General features: G+C 51.3%; 12 protein-coding genes and 1 tRNA gene. 4 read left to right on the top strand and 9 right to left on the bottom strand.

What is annotated here, in order from left to right; genetic code table 11:
- Positions 1–65: 65 nt before the first annotated feature.
- A complete protein-coding gene (locus tag IR195_RS15395) occupies positions 66–656 on the bottom strand; it encodes a hypothetical protein (protein ID WP_206048004.1) in 591 nt (196 codons plus the stop codon).
- Between the two features lie 127 nt (positions 657–783).
- Here IR195_RS15395 and IR195_RS15390 point away from each other — a divergent pair.
- Positions 784–860: transfer RNA gene (locus IR195_RS15390), tRNA-Ile, on the top strand.
- A 380-nt stretch (positions 861–1,240) separates the two neighbouring features.
- On the opposite strand, the gene IR195_RS15385 is transcribed toward IR195_RS15390, so the two are convergent.
- Entirely contained in the window at positions 1,241–1,558 is a 318-nt protein-coding gene (locus IR195_RS15385) for a DMT family transporter (protein WP_146941936.1), read from the bottom strand.
- Positions 1,559–1,792: 234 nt separating this feature from the next.
- On the opposite strand from IR195_RS15385, the gene IR195_RS15380 reads away from it, so the two are divergent.
- The 3 genes from IR195_RS15380 (at position 1,793) to IR195_RS15370 (ending at position 6,172) form a co-directional block, all read left to right on the top strand.
- Positions 1,793–2,161, top strand: a complete 369-nt coding sequence (locus IR195_RS15380) for a hypothetical protein (protein WP_125750693.1) — start codon at positions 1,793–1,795, stop codon at positions 2,159–2,161.
- Between the two features lie 484 nt (positions 2,162–2,645).
- Positions 2,646–4,646: a TonB-dependent siderophore receptor gene (locus tag IR195_RS15375; protein ID WP_206049810.1), complete on the top strand. Its 2,001-nt coding sequence runs from the start codon at positions 2,646–2,648 to the stop codon at positions 4,644–4,646.
- A gap of 173 nt (positions 4,647–4,819) precedes the next feature.
- Positions 4,820–6,172: a serine hydrolase domain-containing protein gene (locus tag IR195_RS15370; protein ID WP_146941938.1), complete on the top strand. Its 1,353-nt coding sequence runs from the start codon at positions 4,820–4,822 to the stop codon at positions 6,170–6,172.
- A gap of 152 nt (positions 6,173–6,324) precedes the next feature.
- Here IR195_RS15370 and nhaC read toward each other — a convergent pair whose 3' ends face one another.
- From nhaC to IR195_RS15335, 7 genes are all read right to left on the bottom strand, one after another.
- Positions 6,325–7,767 carry a Na+/H+ antiporter NhaC gene (gene nhaC, locus IR195_RS15365; protein ID WP_193067649.1) on the bottom strand — a complete coding sequence of 481 codons (1,443 nt, stop codon included), beginning with the start codon at positions 7,765–7,767 and terminating at the stop codon, positions 6,325–6,327.
- Between the two features lie 43 nt (positions 7,768–7,810).
- Complete coding sequence (locus IR195_RS15360; protein WP_206048003.1) at positions 7,811–9,118, bottom strand: NAD(P)/FAD-dependent oxidoreductase; 1,308 nt, start codon at positions 9,116–9,118, stop codon at positions 7,811–7,813.
- A gap of 369 nt (positions 9,119–9,487) precedes the next feature.
- Positions 9,488–10,159 (bottom strand): GntR family transcriptional regulator, encoded by a 672-nt coding sequence (locus tag IR195_RS15355; RefSeq protein WP_206048002.1) that lies wholly within the window; start codon positions 10,157–10,159, stop codon positions 9,488–9,490.
- Between the two features lie 173 nt (positions 10,160–10,332).
- A complete protein-coding gene (locus tag IR195_RS15350) occupies positions 10,333–11,910 on the bottom strand; it encodes an aldehyde dehydrogenase (NADP(+)) (protein ID WP_206048001.1) in 1,578 nt (525 codons plus the stop codon).
- Between the two features lie 50 nt (positions 11,911–11,960).
- Positions 11,961–12,971: an Ldh family oxidoreductase gene (locus tag IR195_RS15345; protein ID WP_206048000.1), complete on the bottom strand. Its 1,011-nt coding sequence runs from the start codon at positions 12,969–12,971 to the stop codon at positions 11,961–11,963.
- Between the two features lie 93 nt (positions 12,972–13,064).
- Positions 13,065–14,012 carry a dihydrodipicolinate synthase family protein gene (locus IR195_RS15340; RefSeq protein WP_172421581.1) on the bottom strand — a complete coding sequence of 316 codons (948 nt, stop codon included), beginning with the start codon at positions 14,010–14,012 and terminating at the stop codon, positions 13,065–13,067.
- Between the two features lie 109 nt (positions 14,013–14,121).
- Positions 14,122–15,057, bottom strand: coding sequence for a 4-hydroxyproline epimerase (locus IR195_RS15335; protein ID WP_206047999.1), 936 nt, complete (start codon positions 15,055–15,057; stop codon positions 14,122–14,124).
- Positions 15,058–15,316: the final 259 nt, after the last annotated feature.

Here is a 15,316-nt window from a genome sequence, read left to right as displayed (position 1 = left end):
GGAAGCCGACGATAGAGCCGGTAGCGCTAGGCGATGACTCGTCTGGAGGCAGAAGGTAAGTGGCCTTAACGGTTCACTAGCAGGGCATTCAAGGTGACCGGTACATGCTCGTCAATTTCCTGGTAGCCCAGCAAAGACAGCACGGTTCGCACCGTGCTGTTGGCCATCAGCGCGCGGCCATCTATCGCCATCGGTTCAGCATGGGTAACACGCACCTCGTTCAACCCTTCGCGGGTAAAGCGCAGCGGCACCGACTCTTCCTGGTTGATCAAATCGGTTTGTACCCGAAAGGTAAGCGTTTCTACCATGGATTCACCAATATCCAAGCCATCTAACCGCTCCGGTGGCATTTGCGCGACCAGTGTGACTAGCGTGGTATTGGCAAGTAAGCCCACCCACGGTGGCAAATCACCAAAGCGAGTCAGCAAATCCGTTTGGCTCAAACGTAACGGCAGGCGCAGGGTGCCATCGGCAGAGATATCACCCTGCAAATTGTTCACCTGATGGTGATGGGTTTGCGGGGCATCGCCATCTAATTGAGTAATAGACGCCTGCACCCGCGACTGTCCGGGATCTAGCTGCCAATCCGCATGAACCGGCACCGCTAATAATAGTGGGATAAGAGCAATCAAAGCTTTCACAGCACGCCTCCGCATCAGTAACTCACTACCAGACCCCATACTTTTCAATAAGTGCCGCTAAAAAATTGCTGCTATCACCACAAGATAGCACCGGAAGGGGTAGCCTCGCCCGAACACATTCGCTATTATATGCACGCTTTACGGGCCTATAGCTCAGTTGGTTAGAGCAGGGGACTCATAATCCCTTGGTCGTAGGTTCAAGTCCTACTGGGCCCACCATTTTTCAATGGATTATCCTCGCTTTATTTCTTCCTAGCTGTACTTTTTCTTCAAAGTGTCCATAAAGTGTCCACGCATGTTTAAGCGTGCGACGTTGTTGGCATTTTCTTGCGCCGCAGTTCTCATTGCTTCTTGAGTCTGAGATTTATTCTTTCGTGCTTGCGACCATTATAGGTGCTCCCGGTGGTCTTGCAGGCTCGGCAGGTCTACCGGTGCCGAGCCGCACGAACGCAATCGGCATGCCATATTACAAGCACGCGATGGGAATGGGCACATTCACCTGGAAGTGCATTCGTGGTCGGTGGATTTGGAGTGCCTTACTTTATAGCTCGATAGGCTAATAATGCCAGCAGCGAGATCCATCGTTAAAAAACTCAGTGTTAGGCGCTTGATAGCTTCATCAACACCAATCCTGAAACAATCAGAATCATAGCAATGATTCTTGATGTACTAACCGGCTCAGCCAAAAAGGCAATTCCGACTAGAAACGCCCCGACAGCCCCTATTCCAGTCCAGATCGTATAGGCCGTTCCGAGCGGAATAGTTCGCATAGCAACGGCCAACAGCCAGAAGCTGGCCACCATCGCTGAGATTGTGATGAGTGATGGTATGAGCCGACTGAAGCCATGAGATTGCTTCATTGCGTAAGCCCATACAACTTCAAGAACACCGGCAACGAGAAGATAGAACCAAGGCATTGACCCCTCCGGAATCTAACGGGGCCAGGTCGTCCTGGTCATTATTGCCCAAGATGGGGGAGGTCGTCCTCCTTTGAAGAGGCCTATATTAGCTCGTGAGAAGCAGTTGATCCACTAGGTTTTCGTTGAGAAATGTTGTGACAACTACCTGACTGGCATCGTCGGGATCATTCTGGGTATGTAGAAAGGTGTATCATTAATATTTGGCAGGCAAACCAATAGTACGAGCAAGCAATGACCCATACGCTTAGGTTTATCTATCAACTTGTCTCATGGGGTGGTACCGCATTAGCTTGGACTAACGGTGCTATTCTGGTGTGGGATGGTTGTATTAATGAGCAGTACCGAGCCATCACTTTTGCGGTCGCGCTGCTGTTTGGCGTTATTGGTGGCATTGCTCTTGGCGTGGAGCGAAGTTTGAGCCGAATCCACCGTTGCTCCACTAAAGCTTCCAACGAGCAGCTGAATTCAGCCTCCGCCAGTTCTTGGACATTGCTTTATGTGTGTCTCATTGCAGGAGTGTTCCTTCTCGCTCTGGTAATGGGAAGCGGTTTATTCGCGATCATCGGAAGGCTGCAGCAAGGGTTTCATATTTTCGGATGAGTACTAATGCAGGCGTGTTTGATGCTTGCAATGTCCAACAAGGAAAATGCTGAACAAGGCTTTGCACCGGATGGCAATTCCGCTGTGTTGCATTGCCGCCGGTTAGCTTAAAAGTTGCATCAATGTTGGCTAAAACAGCTCTCCTGTCCGAGGCTGTGTAACAGCCTATAAATCAGCAGCGATGATAGTGTCCAGTCGTCTTGGCACAACTGTCGGTTAACAATACATTTCAAAATGCCTTCATTGATTATTCCCGCATCTCTAGCTGTTTTAGATTGCTACGGAACATTCGCTTAAAAGCGTGATTGGCGTGCACCGTTGTCGTTATTGTTCATGCAAATAAAAATCCGTATCATTCGTCTTACTATAACGATATTTCTCCTCATGCCTGTGAGACCTTCTTATGCTCCCTACGTCCATGTCGTTTTCTGTTGCGCCGCTGACTGCGGCGGTTCGCCGCTCGTTGGTGGTGTCGCTTGGTGGAATGCTCAGCGTTGCGCCTTTGGCGGTACTTGCTCAAGAAGAGCGTATTGCTAACGATCCTGTCGTGGTAACCGCAACTGCACTAAAAGTGGAAACGCCGCTGGTGGAAACGCCGCGCCCTGTATCCAGCGTTGATCGTGAGGAGTTAGAAACGCGCAACGTTCAGCAACTCGATGAAACTTTCCGTTATCGTGCCGGTGTACTCTCGGGGCATTTCGGCAGTGATAACAACACTGATTGGTTTAAGGTGCGTGGGTTTGATCAGTCCACTTACCAAGATGGCCTGCGGATCTATCGTGAAGGCTTCTACCAATGGCTGCCGGAGCCATTTGGCTTGGAGCGGGTAGATGTGTTCAAAGGTCCATCGTCTATTCTTTATGGCGAAGCGCCTCCTGGGGGCTTGATTAATGCGGTTAGCAAGCGCCCAACAGAAACGCCTCAGGGCGAGGTGAATATACAGTTTGGCAATCGCGATCATCGTCAAGTGGGCATTGATACCAGTGGCCCGGTAGGCGAGAGTGATAATGTTCGTTACCGTTTGGTCGGCCTTTATAAAGAACGTGATGGTGATCTGAACGCGACTAACAACGAGCGTTACTACTTTGCGCCGAGTTTGGCGGTGGATGTTAGCGACGATACAACGGTTACCTTTTTGGCCAGTGTGCAGAAAGATGACGGTGTTCCAGTCAACTCCTTCAAACTGCCCTATGGTACGGTCCAAGACACTCCCTTTGGCCGTGTCGACCCCCAGACTAACCTGAGTGAGCCGGGTTACGATAAGGATAACCGTACCCAGTGGGCGTTAGGCTATGAACTACGCCATCAGCTTAATGATACGTGGCGCTTCGAGCAGGATTTACGCTACAGCGAACTGGATTTAGAGCTGCGCAGTACGTACGCCTTCTTTATGGCTGATGAACGTCAGGCGGCACGCGGGCATGTGTATCGCGATGGCACCATTGATAGTTTGACGGTTGATAACCGTATGGTGGGCACTTGGTACACCGATCGTACAGAAAATACCCTGCTGCTGGGGGCGGATTATCAGAACCTTGGGGTGAGTGGCCAAGAGGCTGATCCGTTCCCCTTCGGCGATCCTATCGATATCTTCAACCCCACCTATGGCAACTTTACGCCCGTAGGAGCGGATGATTTGTTTACCCGAGAAATTGATAAAGAGCAAACCGGCTTGTACGCCCAAAACCAGCTGCGTATTGATGACCGTTGGGTGCTTTTGGGTGGGGTTCGCTATGATCAGGCGGATACCGAAAACACGAATGTTACCGCGGGAACAACGCAACGCTCAGACGATGACCAAGTATCCTGGTCCGGTGGTGCGATGTATTTGGGGGAAAACGGTGTTAACCCCTATATCAGTTATACCGAATCTTTTGACCCGTTGGGTCGAGTCGATAGCGATGGTGATCTTTACGAGCCACGCGAAGGTCGCCAGTGGGAAGCAGGGGTCAAAGTCGCGCCCTTTGGCTGGGACGGCTATGTCACGGCCGCAGTATTTGACCTGCAAGAGAGTAATACGCTGATCAACTCACCGAGCGGCTTCCAGGTGCAAGAAGGTGAACGGACCTCTCAGGGCTTTGAGTTGGAGGGGGTTGGTTACCTAACAGATGATTTAAAAGTGACGGCGGCTTATACCTATACCGATTCACGCCTTGAAGATGATCAGCGGGCGCCCTTGATCCCGCGCCACCAGGCGTCAACCTGGCTGGACTATGCCTTTACCGGTGGCGCCTTGAAGGGCGTTACCTTAGGAGGTGGTGTGCGTTATGTAGGTAGCACAATAGACACCAGTGTGGCAGATAACACTGCCGTAGGTAGCTACACGCTAGTTGATGCGATGGTGGGCTATGAGTTTGCTGATGGTTGGCAGGCCCAATTAAACGTTAATAACCTCACCGATAAAGAGTACGTAGCGAGCTGTGAATATTGGTGCTACTACGGCGAGTCTCGCAGCGTCATTGGGAGTGTTAAATATCAATGGTAGGCTGAAACGCTATTGGAAATCCTGACTTGCTTTTACGCCCGGCGATTTAGCCGGGCGTTTTTGTTTTTAGTGCCTGGTTTAGTGTCTGGGTGATAAATCGGTGGATTTCTTTCGCTATACTGAGATGACTGTCGGCATGTGTGTCGGTAGCATCGATTACCAAGGAGTGGCTTATGCCAATGCTGAATAGCCGTTTTACGTCGCTACTGATGCTGACGCTTCCTGTTGTATTGATAAGCGAGGCAGCTACTGCTTCTACTCAGCAGGGGGCAGCCGATGTATTAAGCGCGGAAGCTTCTGACCCTAACCGTTTAGGCTGGATGCAGGGCTTCCCTCCGGCGCCGGAGCAGGTGATTGGCCAGCCAGACTCCAACTACTTTAGTTTTCCTAAAATGCGCTGGACGGTGTGCCACTTTCGCGAGCTGTTGCCTACTAAGCAGGTCAGCCGAGGGTTGGGGGCACCTGTTCCTTTGCCTTATGCATTAGACGATGCAATCAACGAGGTTACTTTTACGCCGATTGGCGCTAGTGAGCCTATGTCGTGGCAGGCGTCGCTAAATGAAAACTACACCGACGGCCTGCTGATTCTTCATCAAGGCCAAGTGGTGTATGAGACTTACTCTGGCTGTTTGGATGAAACGGGCCAGCACGGCGCGATGTCGGTGACTAAATCGATGACCGGCTTGCTCGGTGAGATCTTGGTGGCAGAAGGCGTGTTGGATGAGCAGGCCATTGTAGGCGATATACTGCCGGAACTTGCCGACAGTGCTTTTGGTAATGCCACGGTGAAACAACTACTTGAAATGACCACAGGCCTTGCTTACAGCGAAGATTACAGTGACCCCAACGCTGAGATTTGGGCCTACAATGCGGCGGCAAGTCCGCTTCCCAAGCCAGACGATTACACTGGGCCGCGTACTTATTATGAGTATCTCGCAACGGTACAACCGGAAGGGGAGCATGGGCAGGTCTTTGGCTATAAAACGATTAATACCGATGCACTTGGCTGGGTGATCGCGCGCACGACGGGTGAATCGGTGGCATCACTGTTGTCATCGCGTCTTTGGCAGCGGTTAGGCATGGAGCAGGATGCTTACTTTACCGTGGACTCCATTGGTACGCCGTTCGCAGGGGGCGGTTTGAGCGCTGGCCTTCGGGATCTGGCCAGGGTCGGCCAGTTGGTGCTCAATGAAGGCGTAATGAATGGTGAGCGGCTATTTCCCGCAGCCGCGGTTGAGCGCATTCGGGAAGGTGGCGACAGGCAAGCGTTTGCCGCCGCGGGATACCGTTATTTACCGGGCGGTAGCTACCGTGGCATGTGGTGGTCTCTGCATAACGAGCATGGCGCCTTTGCCGCAAGAGGGGTGCATGGACAAACCATTTATATTGACCCCACCGCTGAGATGGTCATTGTGCGTTTTGCATCGCACCCGGTGGCGGGAAATGCGGCTAATGACCCGACTTCACTTCCCGCCTATCAGGCGGTTGCAGAGTATTTAATGGAAAAAGCGGCTATGACACCTTAGAAATACGCCAAACGCTGCTGTATATATCTGCATAAGGTTATTTTTTTCTTGAGATTAAAACTAAAAACTCCGGTTTGAATTATTTACAAACCGGAGTTTTTTTACGTGTTTAGCTTATTGGAAAGCCAAAAGCTTGAGGTGATTTTAGGCGATCAAGCTACGGGTACACTGCGTTGATGAGTGGTTGTTTGTTCGGCGTTGTCTGCTGGAGAGGTTCTCCAAATAGCAATGTTGGCGTAGCCATAGAAGATAGCGATTACCAGTACAAGCATGTGATACCAAAGGAATGGCAGGTAGCTCAGTGTTGAAACACCGAGGGTGGCGGCCATAAATACACCGCCGTCTGTCCATGGCACCATAGGAGTTGTAATGGTACCGCCTGCTTCTGCGTTACGAGAGAGAACGCGACGATCGATCCCCTGTTTGTCGTAGTTCTTCTCAGTTATCGTGCTGGCGGTAATGAGTGAGACATAGGCTGCGCCACCAAAGAAGTTACCGAAGAAGCCACCCAACATGGTTGAAAGGGTAAGTCGACCTGGATTGTTGGCCCAGCTCAGAAACCCCTGGCTGATAGCCTGTAGAATACCGACCCGTTCCATTAAACCGCCTAAACCAAGCGCGAAAAGGATGAGGGCAACGACACCCAACATAGACTCTATTCCGCCACGGTTGAGAAGAGTGTTGAGAAACGCTTCATCAGACTGCATTGCATTGCCGGAATAGGCGGTTTGGATCGCATCAACGGGACTCATGTCCTGCACTAGCCAAGCACAAATGCTGCCGAGGAGCGCACCTAATGTGATGACAGGGATGGCTGGCAAGCGACGAGTCAATAGGATAATAACAACGGCCGCTGGAAGTAGCAGCCAAGGCGTTATTGTGAAGTGGCTTTCCAGGGCTTGCATGGCCGCTGCTGCTTGAGATGTGTCTGCAGTGTCGCTGATATAGAAAAAACCAACGGTGATGAACAGTATCGACGCGATGATAACCGCGGGCCCGCTAACCCACATCATCGAGCGAATATGGTCTATAAGGTTCACCTTACATAGTGACGCAGTCATCACTGTTGTATCGGAAAGCGGTGACATTTTATCACCTACGTACGCGCCTGATATCACGGCGCCAGCAACCAGTGGTAGCGGGATACCAAAGCTGTGACCGATACCCATCATCGCTACCCCAGCCGTTCCCACTGTACCAAAGGAAGTACCGGTAGCTAGAGACGTTAAGGAGCAAATAATAAAAGCTGCGAAAAGGAAAATCTGTGGATTCATAACTGACAGGCCGTAATAAATAATGCTCGGTACGATACCGCCTGCAATCCAGGTGCCAATCAGTGCCCCCACGGTAGTGAGCACCAGAACGGCCTCCATGCCATTATGAATACCTTTAATAAGCCCTTCCTGCATGTTTTCGTAGGAAAGTTTAAGTTTTAAGCCCAGCCCCATAATCAAAAACCAAGAGGCGAACAAGGCAAGTTGTATCGGGAGTTCGAGTAAGCTGATACTGACAAACATGATGGCTATAAAGCCGAACATGATCGCAAAAACCTCTATCATGTTAGGCAGTCTTGCGAGACCTTTTGGTGAAGACATAATAGCTCCTATGACGTTGTTCTTAGGGTTGGGGTGTCGCTTGCTAGGAAAATCGGCTTAGCCGATAGGGAGATAAATCAATGGGCAGTTGGCAGTGCAGTTGAGCTTGTTGGTTTTCTCGCTTGGCCAGCTGGCTAATAATTTCGGCTGTAATAGCGGCTTGAGTAAGGCCAAGGTGATGATGCCCGAAAGCTAGTAGGACTCTGCCGCTTTTAACGCTATCGATAATAGGGAGTGAGTCGGGTAAGGAGGGACGAAAGCCCATCCAGGGTTTAGCTTCGGTAGTATCTAAGTCGTTTTTGAAGAGCCCTTGGCTGAGTTTATGCAGTTGCCAAGCGCGTTGCATATTGGCTGGTCGATGGAGCCCGGCAAATTCGACGGTACCTGCCAAGCGTAATCCCTCATCCATGGGTGTCATGATGAAACGACGCTCCAACGAGGTAACCGCCATAGGCAGCCGATGCCGTTCATGAGGCAGCATCAGGTGATAGCCCCTCTCCGTATCAAGAGGAACTTTGGTACCCGTTAGTGTGGCAGTGAGATGGGCAGAATGAGCTCCACATGCAATAAGAACTTTGCCAGCCGTGAAGGAGGACGAGCTCGCGGTCTTCAGCGTCACACCGTTGCCATGGTCTTGGCCTGATACGACGTTTTGTTGTCTAAACTGCACTCCATTGGCTTTAGCTGCGGATACGAGTGAGTTGACGATCTGTGAGGGATTAATCGTATGTGCGGTGTCAGGGAAGAATAGCCCGCCTTTAATGCTGTCTGACAATTGAGGAGCAGTGTTTTTAATTGCACTGGCTTGCCAGTATTCAACGGCTACTTGCTGCTTAGTCATCTTTGTGTGAAGTGTTGCTAACTCTTCGGCAGCGCTATCCTTTTCATAAACCAGGAGAGATCCGTCTTCCTTTAACAGATACCTGCTATCTATGGTTTCGAGCAGTCGACGCCAAGCATCCAGACTATTTTCATTGAGAGCACGGATACCTGCCACGCTGGCTTGGTAGGGAGTCTTACGTAGATTCCAAAGTAGTCGAGTGAACCATGGTAGGGCCTTGGGAACATAGCGCCAATCCAAGCGTAGCGGCCCCATTGGGTCCAGTAGCATTTTGGGTAGTCGCTTCACAATGGCTGCATCGGCAATAGGAAAAACCTGCTCCGTTGCCATATGGCCCGCGTTGCCAAACGATGCACCCATACCCGGATGCTGGTGGCTGTCTAGCACCAAAACACGCAAGCCTTGTTGGCTCAATGACAGGGCGCAAGCGCTACCTACCACTCCTGCACCGATAACGATGACATCGGCATCCTCGTTAGAGCCGCTACTCTTAGTGCTTCGTGGATTCATGAAGCTTCCTTAATTCTATTTTTTGTAGATTGTATAAAATATATCTCAGGTTTATGAATTGGATCAATACCGTCAATGACAAATATTGGTAAGAAATGGCAGGAGAGGAGCTCAGTGCGATAGCAAAGGGCAAGTAGCGAGCGGTAAAAATGAAACTAGCTAGCAGTGCAATGATTCCTGATGGATAGGAACGATAGAAATGGGGATTAATCCACTGAAGCTACTCGAATAGCCGGAAGGCGCTAGCGTTAGCTAGCCGAGGTATATAAAGAGGGTAAGTGGTGCTAGACGTAGTGTTTATAACTTAAGTAGAAGAGAGGGGAGAGGCAACTATGGTTGGAGTCGGGTAGTGAAAGCGGCACTTATGTTTCAAAGTGCCTCTGCCTGGTTGGAACGCTTTTCAAGTACCGCGATAATACTTCCACAGGCGTCTTCAATGTGGGTTTTAAGCAGTCGGCAGGCATTATCAGTGTCGCGTTGGCGCGCCAGCTCCAGCAATTCGTGGTGTTCCTTTTCAGCCTTTGTGATCTCTTGGGAGTAGACGAGCTGCATGCGGATATAGCGGTCTGATTTGGTATTTAACTGATGAATGATAGCGAGTGTTTCTGGAAGTTCGGCCGGCGCATAAAGCGCCAAATGAAAGGCATAGTTGTACTCACTCCAATTGTCGACTTCGCCACCGCGATTTAGAGCGTCGTCATATTTGCGCAGTATATCCTCAGCTTTATCGAGGTCTGCTTCAGTGAGGTTATCAATGGCATGCCTAAGCACATAGGTCTCAAGCAGAATTCGTAGCTCAAAAAGTTCACGAATTTTGCTGACGGAAAGCTCGGTGGTGAAAGCGCCACGGTGAGCATGAAACTCTACTAGCCCTTCTGATTCGAGGGTTAGCAAAGCTTCCCTGACAGGAATGCGGCTGACATCATAGTCGCTAGCTAGGGCGTCCTGACGAAGTTGAGTACCGCCCTTGAACTCACCGCCAAGGATACGTTTGCGTAAGTCGTCGGCGACGAAGTGTGCTCGTGTTTTGAATGTCGCCATGGTTCACGTCCATCCTGAAAGTTAATTTGCACATTTTATACAAACCTATATAGATGTCCATGGCTGGTAGCTGAATGGTCGGTAGTTGAACCGTTGAACCGTTGACCAGCTTGCATGGCTCAATACATGATGCGCCGCTCTCCCCAGAGTAAAGCGGCGCAAACTCCTATTGATCAGTCTTCACGTTCTCCATTAACTAGGCGTTTAAGTGACAGTGGGTTGCTATGCTGCAATGCCTTTGGCAAAAGTGCATCCGGTAGATCTTGATAACAAATAGGACGTAAAAAGCGAAAAATAGCTGCGGTACCGACAGACGTGGTGCGTGAATCTGACGTTGCTGGGAAAGGGCCACCATGAACCATGGCATCGCAAACTTCGACGCCTGTTGGCCAGCCATTGACGAGTAGCCGGCCCGCTTTACGTTCCAAAATTGGCAGCAGGTTGCGAGCAACTTCCTGATCGGCATCCTCCAGCTGAAGGGTTGCGGTCAACTGGCCTTCAAGCGCCTCCGCGACGCGCTGAACCTCGTTCTGGTCTTGGCATTCCACTACCAGCGACAACGCGCCAAAAACTTCTTCCTGCAGTGTTTGCTCAGCCAGAAAGTGAGCAGCAGAAGTCACAAAAAGAGCTGTTTGGCACTGATTTTGGCCAGTTCCTTTTTGACCGCGAGCTACTTCGTGGACCTTACCTGTCGAGGTAAGGGCTTGCACACCGTGGGTATAGGCTTGGTGAATGCCAGGCGTAAGCATGGTTTGAGCGCTGCTGCTCTCGACCGCTTGGCGTGCCGCTGCAATGAACGCGTCTAGCCCCTTGGACTTTACGGCAATGACTAACCCAGGATTAGTACAAAACTGGCCAGCTCCCATATTCAACGAGCTTATGAATTCTGCCCCCATGCTGGCACCACGTGACTCCAGGGCCGCTGGTAGAGGGAATACTGGGTTGATAGAGCTCATCTCAGCATAGAAAGGGATTGGCTCAGGGCGTGATTGCGCCGTTTTCCATAGTGCCAAGCCGCCGCTGCGTGAGCCAGTAAACCCTGCCGCTTTGATGTAAGGATGCGCAACCAATGCCTGCCCAACCTCACGGCCAGAGCCGAAAATTAGCGAAAATACGCCTTCGGGAAGATCACACCGCTTGACGGCAGTTTGAATCGCACGCCCTACTAATTCGCTGGTTCCTGGATGTGCGGAGTGGGCCTTGACGACCACGGGACATCCCGCCGCTAACGCTGATGCGGTATCGCCGCCGGCGACGGAGAAAGCCAGTGGGAAATTGCTTGCACCAAAAACAGCGACTGGGCCAAGCGCGATATGGCGTTGACGCAAATCGGCGCGCGGCATGGGCTGACGATTAGGCATGGCCGGATCAATTCGAACATCTAGCCATTCACCATTGCGTAGGGTTTTTGCAAATAACCGTAGTTGGTTACAAGTCCGTCCTTGCTCCCCTTGGATCCTGGCTTGGGGAAGGCCAGATTCGGCCACTGCCCGGTTAATCAGCGTTTCTCCGAGCGCTTCTATCTCATCTGCAATGGTCTCGAGAAACTGTGCCCGTGCTTCCAGCTGCGTTTCGCGGTAGCTGTCAAATGAGCGCCAAGCTAACTCGCAGGCTCTTTCTACCTCTTCCTGGGAGCCACCTAAATAAGCGGGTTCAAGACGTTCATTATTCGCTGGATTGATGGCGTAAATGGCGTCACGAGAGCCCTGTACAGCTTGTTGGCCAATCAGCATTTTGCCTTGCAATGTCATGTTCGTCTCCGTCGTTAGAGTAACGCGAATGGTCGGTAAGAAAAGAGCCGTCATAGTCGCGCTAGGCGTGACAACTCCTGATATAGGGATTCTGGAATTGAAATACCTTCTTTTTGAGTGCGTTGCCGTGCCGTATATCGTCGTTGCGAAGGTAAGCGAGCGCCCTGGGCTATGATCGACGAGAACAGATCTTCAGCACGGGCCATATAATCCTCGAGCGTACTCCCCAGAAAGCGTTCAGGATCCATAGCGAGTATGAGTTCGCCGTGATAGGGGGAAGCTCCGGCTCCATCATCGTATGCCAGCGATTCAGCGCTGGTTAAGTCACCGATGAGTGGGCCAGCAATAAGCTCAATCATGATCGATAAGGCAGAGCCTTTATGGCCGCCAAAGGTAAGGAGTGCGCCGTCTAATACGTCAGCAGGGTTTTGGCTATGCTGCCCTAAACGGTCGATACCCCAACCCTCGGGAATCGGCTTATTTTCACGGTGATGGAGTTCGATATCACCGCGAGCAATGGCACTGGTAGCAAAGTCGAAGATAAATGGTGGCTGACCATTGGGACGCGGCCAGCCAAAGGCCAACGGGTTTGTGCCCAGTAATGGGCGACTGCCACCCGCGGGAGCCACCCAGGCATGGCTGGGATTACAGGCCAGGGCTACCAACCCCTGGTCTGTGATAGCTTCAATCTCAACCCATAAGGCTGAAAAATGTACGCAGTGATTGATGGCAAGCGCGGCAATTCCTTGCTCACGCGCTTTTGCCGTTAAAATGGGTAAGCCAGCCTCGAAGGCAAGTTGCGAAAATCCTCCTTTGGCATCAACCCGTACGATGCCTGGGGCGTGATCGTGTACTTCTGGCTGAGCATTGGCGACCACTTTCCCTGCCGCTAGCGTTTTAACGCAGTTGAGTAAACGGTATAGGCCATGTGAATGGCACTCGTCGCGTTGCCCCGCTATCACAGCTTGAGATAGGGCGTGTGTCTGCTCTTGATTGAAGCCTTGGGCGTTGAGCACTGCTTTTGCCAGTACCTCGGCTTCCTCCAGACTCATACGATGCATGAGTAACTCCTAGCAAAGAGAGTTCGCTCCAGCACATTAGCTGTGCTGGAGCAGTCGGCTGCTAAGCGGCAAAAAATTGTGTACCACTGAGCCTTAGATGTTCTCTAAGGAAGCAGACCAATTGGCATACCAGGTACGGAACAAGGCGTATTGAGATTCCACATAGTGGCGCTGGGCATCGCTCAGAGTGTCAGTTTCATTGAAGTGGAGGGAGTATTCGGAGTCCCCGTTGAGTACCATTAAGTGTTTGTAATACAGAACTAGGTCGCCGCCCTCATCGAAGGAGGAGAGAACTCCCAGCGCTTCCTCAAGCTCTTTGGCTAAACGGCGTGCTTCGACATTGCCTTGCGCGGCTTTTTTACTAAGAGCGACGAGCTGGAGCACCTCGCGGGGGAGAGCATTGCCAATGCCGGTGATGGCACCGGTGGCGCCACAGTTGACGAAACCATGGTAGACAGTCGTGTCTACACCTACCATCAAGGTGACATCGTCATCCTGGGAGGTAATGTTTTCCGCAGCGTAGCGTAGGTCATCGGCACCGCCAAACTCTTTGAAGCCGATTAGGTTTGGGTAACGATGACGCAGCTCAAAGAAGAGGTCTGCACGCGTCGCGAAGCCGTAGTAGGGGCTGTTATAAATGACGGCGGGCAGCTTAGGCGCTGCTTCTAAAATGGCTGAGAAATGAGCTTTTTGTGCCGCTACTGAGGTGCCCCGTGAGAGCACGCGCGGAATAACCATCAGACCATGGGCTCCCACTTTAGCAGCGTGAGCGGCATGGGATACGGCCTCTTTGGTATTTACTGCGCCAGTGCCCACGATGGTTGGTATGCCTGCTTGAACTAAACGGGCGACGCCTTCTTGGCGCTGTGCTTCGGTTAACAGTGGCCAATCGCCCATAGAGCCGCAGTACACGACGCCACTCATACCGATATCTATTAACTCACGACCTTTAGCAACCAGTGCATCGAAGTCCGGTTGACGGTCCGCATTACAGGGGGTCATTAACGCTGGGATGCAGCCTGTAAAGATGTTATCGCTCATTGTTTTTCCTTTCGGTTGGTGTTGTCAGTACTCACATCAGCGCCGAGTCGATAGTGGAGTAATCGGTGCTGCTTGGTTAATGAAGAATTAGGGTTAGCGAGTCGCGTGCTTACACGTCAGAAATACCCCAGGCAAACGGGTCCTGTTCATCAATGAGTAGGGTGGCATCTGCACTTAGATAAGCTCGCCCCTTGATATAGGGACGGATGCCATTGCCTTCCCATTCATAGTGTCCTTCGAACTGGCTGCCACAAATACTGGCTTGTACCCAGGTCTCTCCTGGCGACAATTTTCCATCTGCCGCTAGGCAAGCCAGTTTGGCACTGGTGCCGGTACCACAAGGGGAGCGGTCATATGCTTTACCGGGGCAAAGCACAAAGTTACGACTATCGGCTGCCTCGTCCTCTGTGAAGAGCTCAATATGATCGATTAGCCCGCCGTCCTCGCCAGTAATCGAGGCGGCTTCGAGTGCCTGGCGTACGGCCCAGGTGAATTCGGTTAGCTTTTCGGTGTTATCAAGCGCTAGCGATTGGCCATGCTGACTGATAAGGAAGAACCAGTTGCCTCCCCAAGCGATGTCCCCATGCAAAAGCCCATATCCAGGCACTTCAACAGGGACTTGCTGGCGATAGCGATAAGAAAGGACATTGCGGACAGTAACTGCACCGTCGTTGTGAAGGGTTGCACTAATAGGACCAACGGGAGTGTCTATCTTATGGGCACCGGGTTCTATAAGGCCTTGATAATGCAAGGATGCGACTAGCCCGATAGTGCCGTGGCCGCACATACCCAGATACCCCGAGTTGTTAAAAAAGATGACCCCGCAAGTGGCATCTGGTGACTCTGGCGCACAATAAAGCGCTCCCACCAACACATCATGCCCACGTGGCTCCAACATACAGGCGCGTCGCCATTGATCATGCGAAGTGCGCAGCGCTTCACATTTTTCTGCCATGGTTGCGCCAGGCAGAGTCGGGAATCCCTTCATTACCAGCCGTGTAGGTTCACCTGCTGTATGAGAGTCAATGATATGCACTCGTTTCATGGAACACCTGTGATTGTTTTGCCCTGGTGATCAACGCTGGCGCTACAGTGGATGTCAGCATCAATTGGTAGTTTTTATATTTTATACAATCTTCAAAATGATTTGTGAAGCCATATTTCGCATCAGGCTTACGTTCTCTATGCATGAGTTACTGATCTGAGCATTAGGAAGAGCTTGCTATTACAAAGATTTATAGCAACTGGAGTAGAGATGTCAGTTGATAGATGGTTAGACTAAGGTCTTATAATTGTGGAGGTGG

This window comes from Vreelandella venusta, from assembly GCF_015689495.1.
GTDB classification, from domain to species: Bacteria; Pseudomonadota; Gammaproteobacteria; order Pseudomonadales; family Halomonadaceae; genus Vreelandella; species Vreelandella venusta.
Note: the sequence above shows the minus strand (reverse complement) of the source record. Positions and strands in the feature narration are given on the sequence as shown.

Excerpts from the sequence above, each read along its gene's own strand:
- IR195_RS15385 (WP_146941936.1), bottom strand. The coding sequence starts at position 1,558 with ATGCCTTGGTTCTATCTTCTCGTTGCCGGTGTTCTTGAAGTTGTATGG.
- IR195_RS15350 (WP_206048001.1), bottom strand. The coding sequence starts at position 11,910 with ATGACATTGCAAGGCAAAATGCTGATTGGCCAACAAGCTGTACAGGGC.
- IR195_RS15370 (WP_146941938.1), top strand. The coding sequence starts at position 4,820 with ATGCCAATGCTGAATAGCCGTTTTACGTCGCTACTGATGCTGACGCTT.
- IR195_RS15345 (WP_206048000.1), bottom strand. The coding sequence starts at position 12,971 with ATGCATCGTATGAGTCTGGAGGAAGCCGAGGTACTGGCAAAAGCAGTG.
- IR195_RS15395 (WP_206048004.1), bottom strand. The coding sequence starts at position 656 with ATGCGGAGGCGTGCTGTGAAAGCTTTGATTGCTCTTATCCCACTATTA.
- IR195_RS15360 (WP_206048003.1), bottom strand. The coding sequence starts at position 9,118 with ATGAATCCACGAAGCACTAAGAGTAGCGGCTCTAACGAGGATGCCGAT.
- IR195_RS15380 (WP_125750693.1), top strand. The coding sequence starts at position 1,793 with ATGACCCATACGCTTAGGTTTATCTATCAACTTGTCTCATGGGGTGGT.
- IR195_RS15335 (WP_206047999.1), bottom strand. The coding sequence starts at position 15,057 with ATGAAACGAGTGCATATCATTGACTCTCATACAGCAGGTGAACCTACA.
- IR195_RS15355 (WP_206048002.1), bottom strand. The coding sequence starts at position 10,159 with ATGGCGACATTCAAAACACGAGCACACTTCGTCGCCGACGACTTACGC.
- nhaC (WP_193067649.1), bottom strand. The coding sequence starts at position 7,767 with ATGTCTTCACCAAAAGGTCTCGCAAGACTGCCTAACATGATAGAGGTT.
- IR195_RS15375 (WP_206049810.1), top strand. The coding sequence starts at position 2,646 with ATGCTCAGCGTTGCGCCTTTGGCGGTACTTGCTCAAGAAGAGCGTATT.
- IR195_RS15340 (WP_172421581.1), bottom strand. The coding sequence starts at position 14,012 with ATGAGCGATAACATCTTTACAGGCTGCATCCCAGCGTTAATGACCCCC.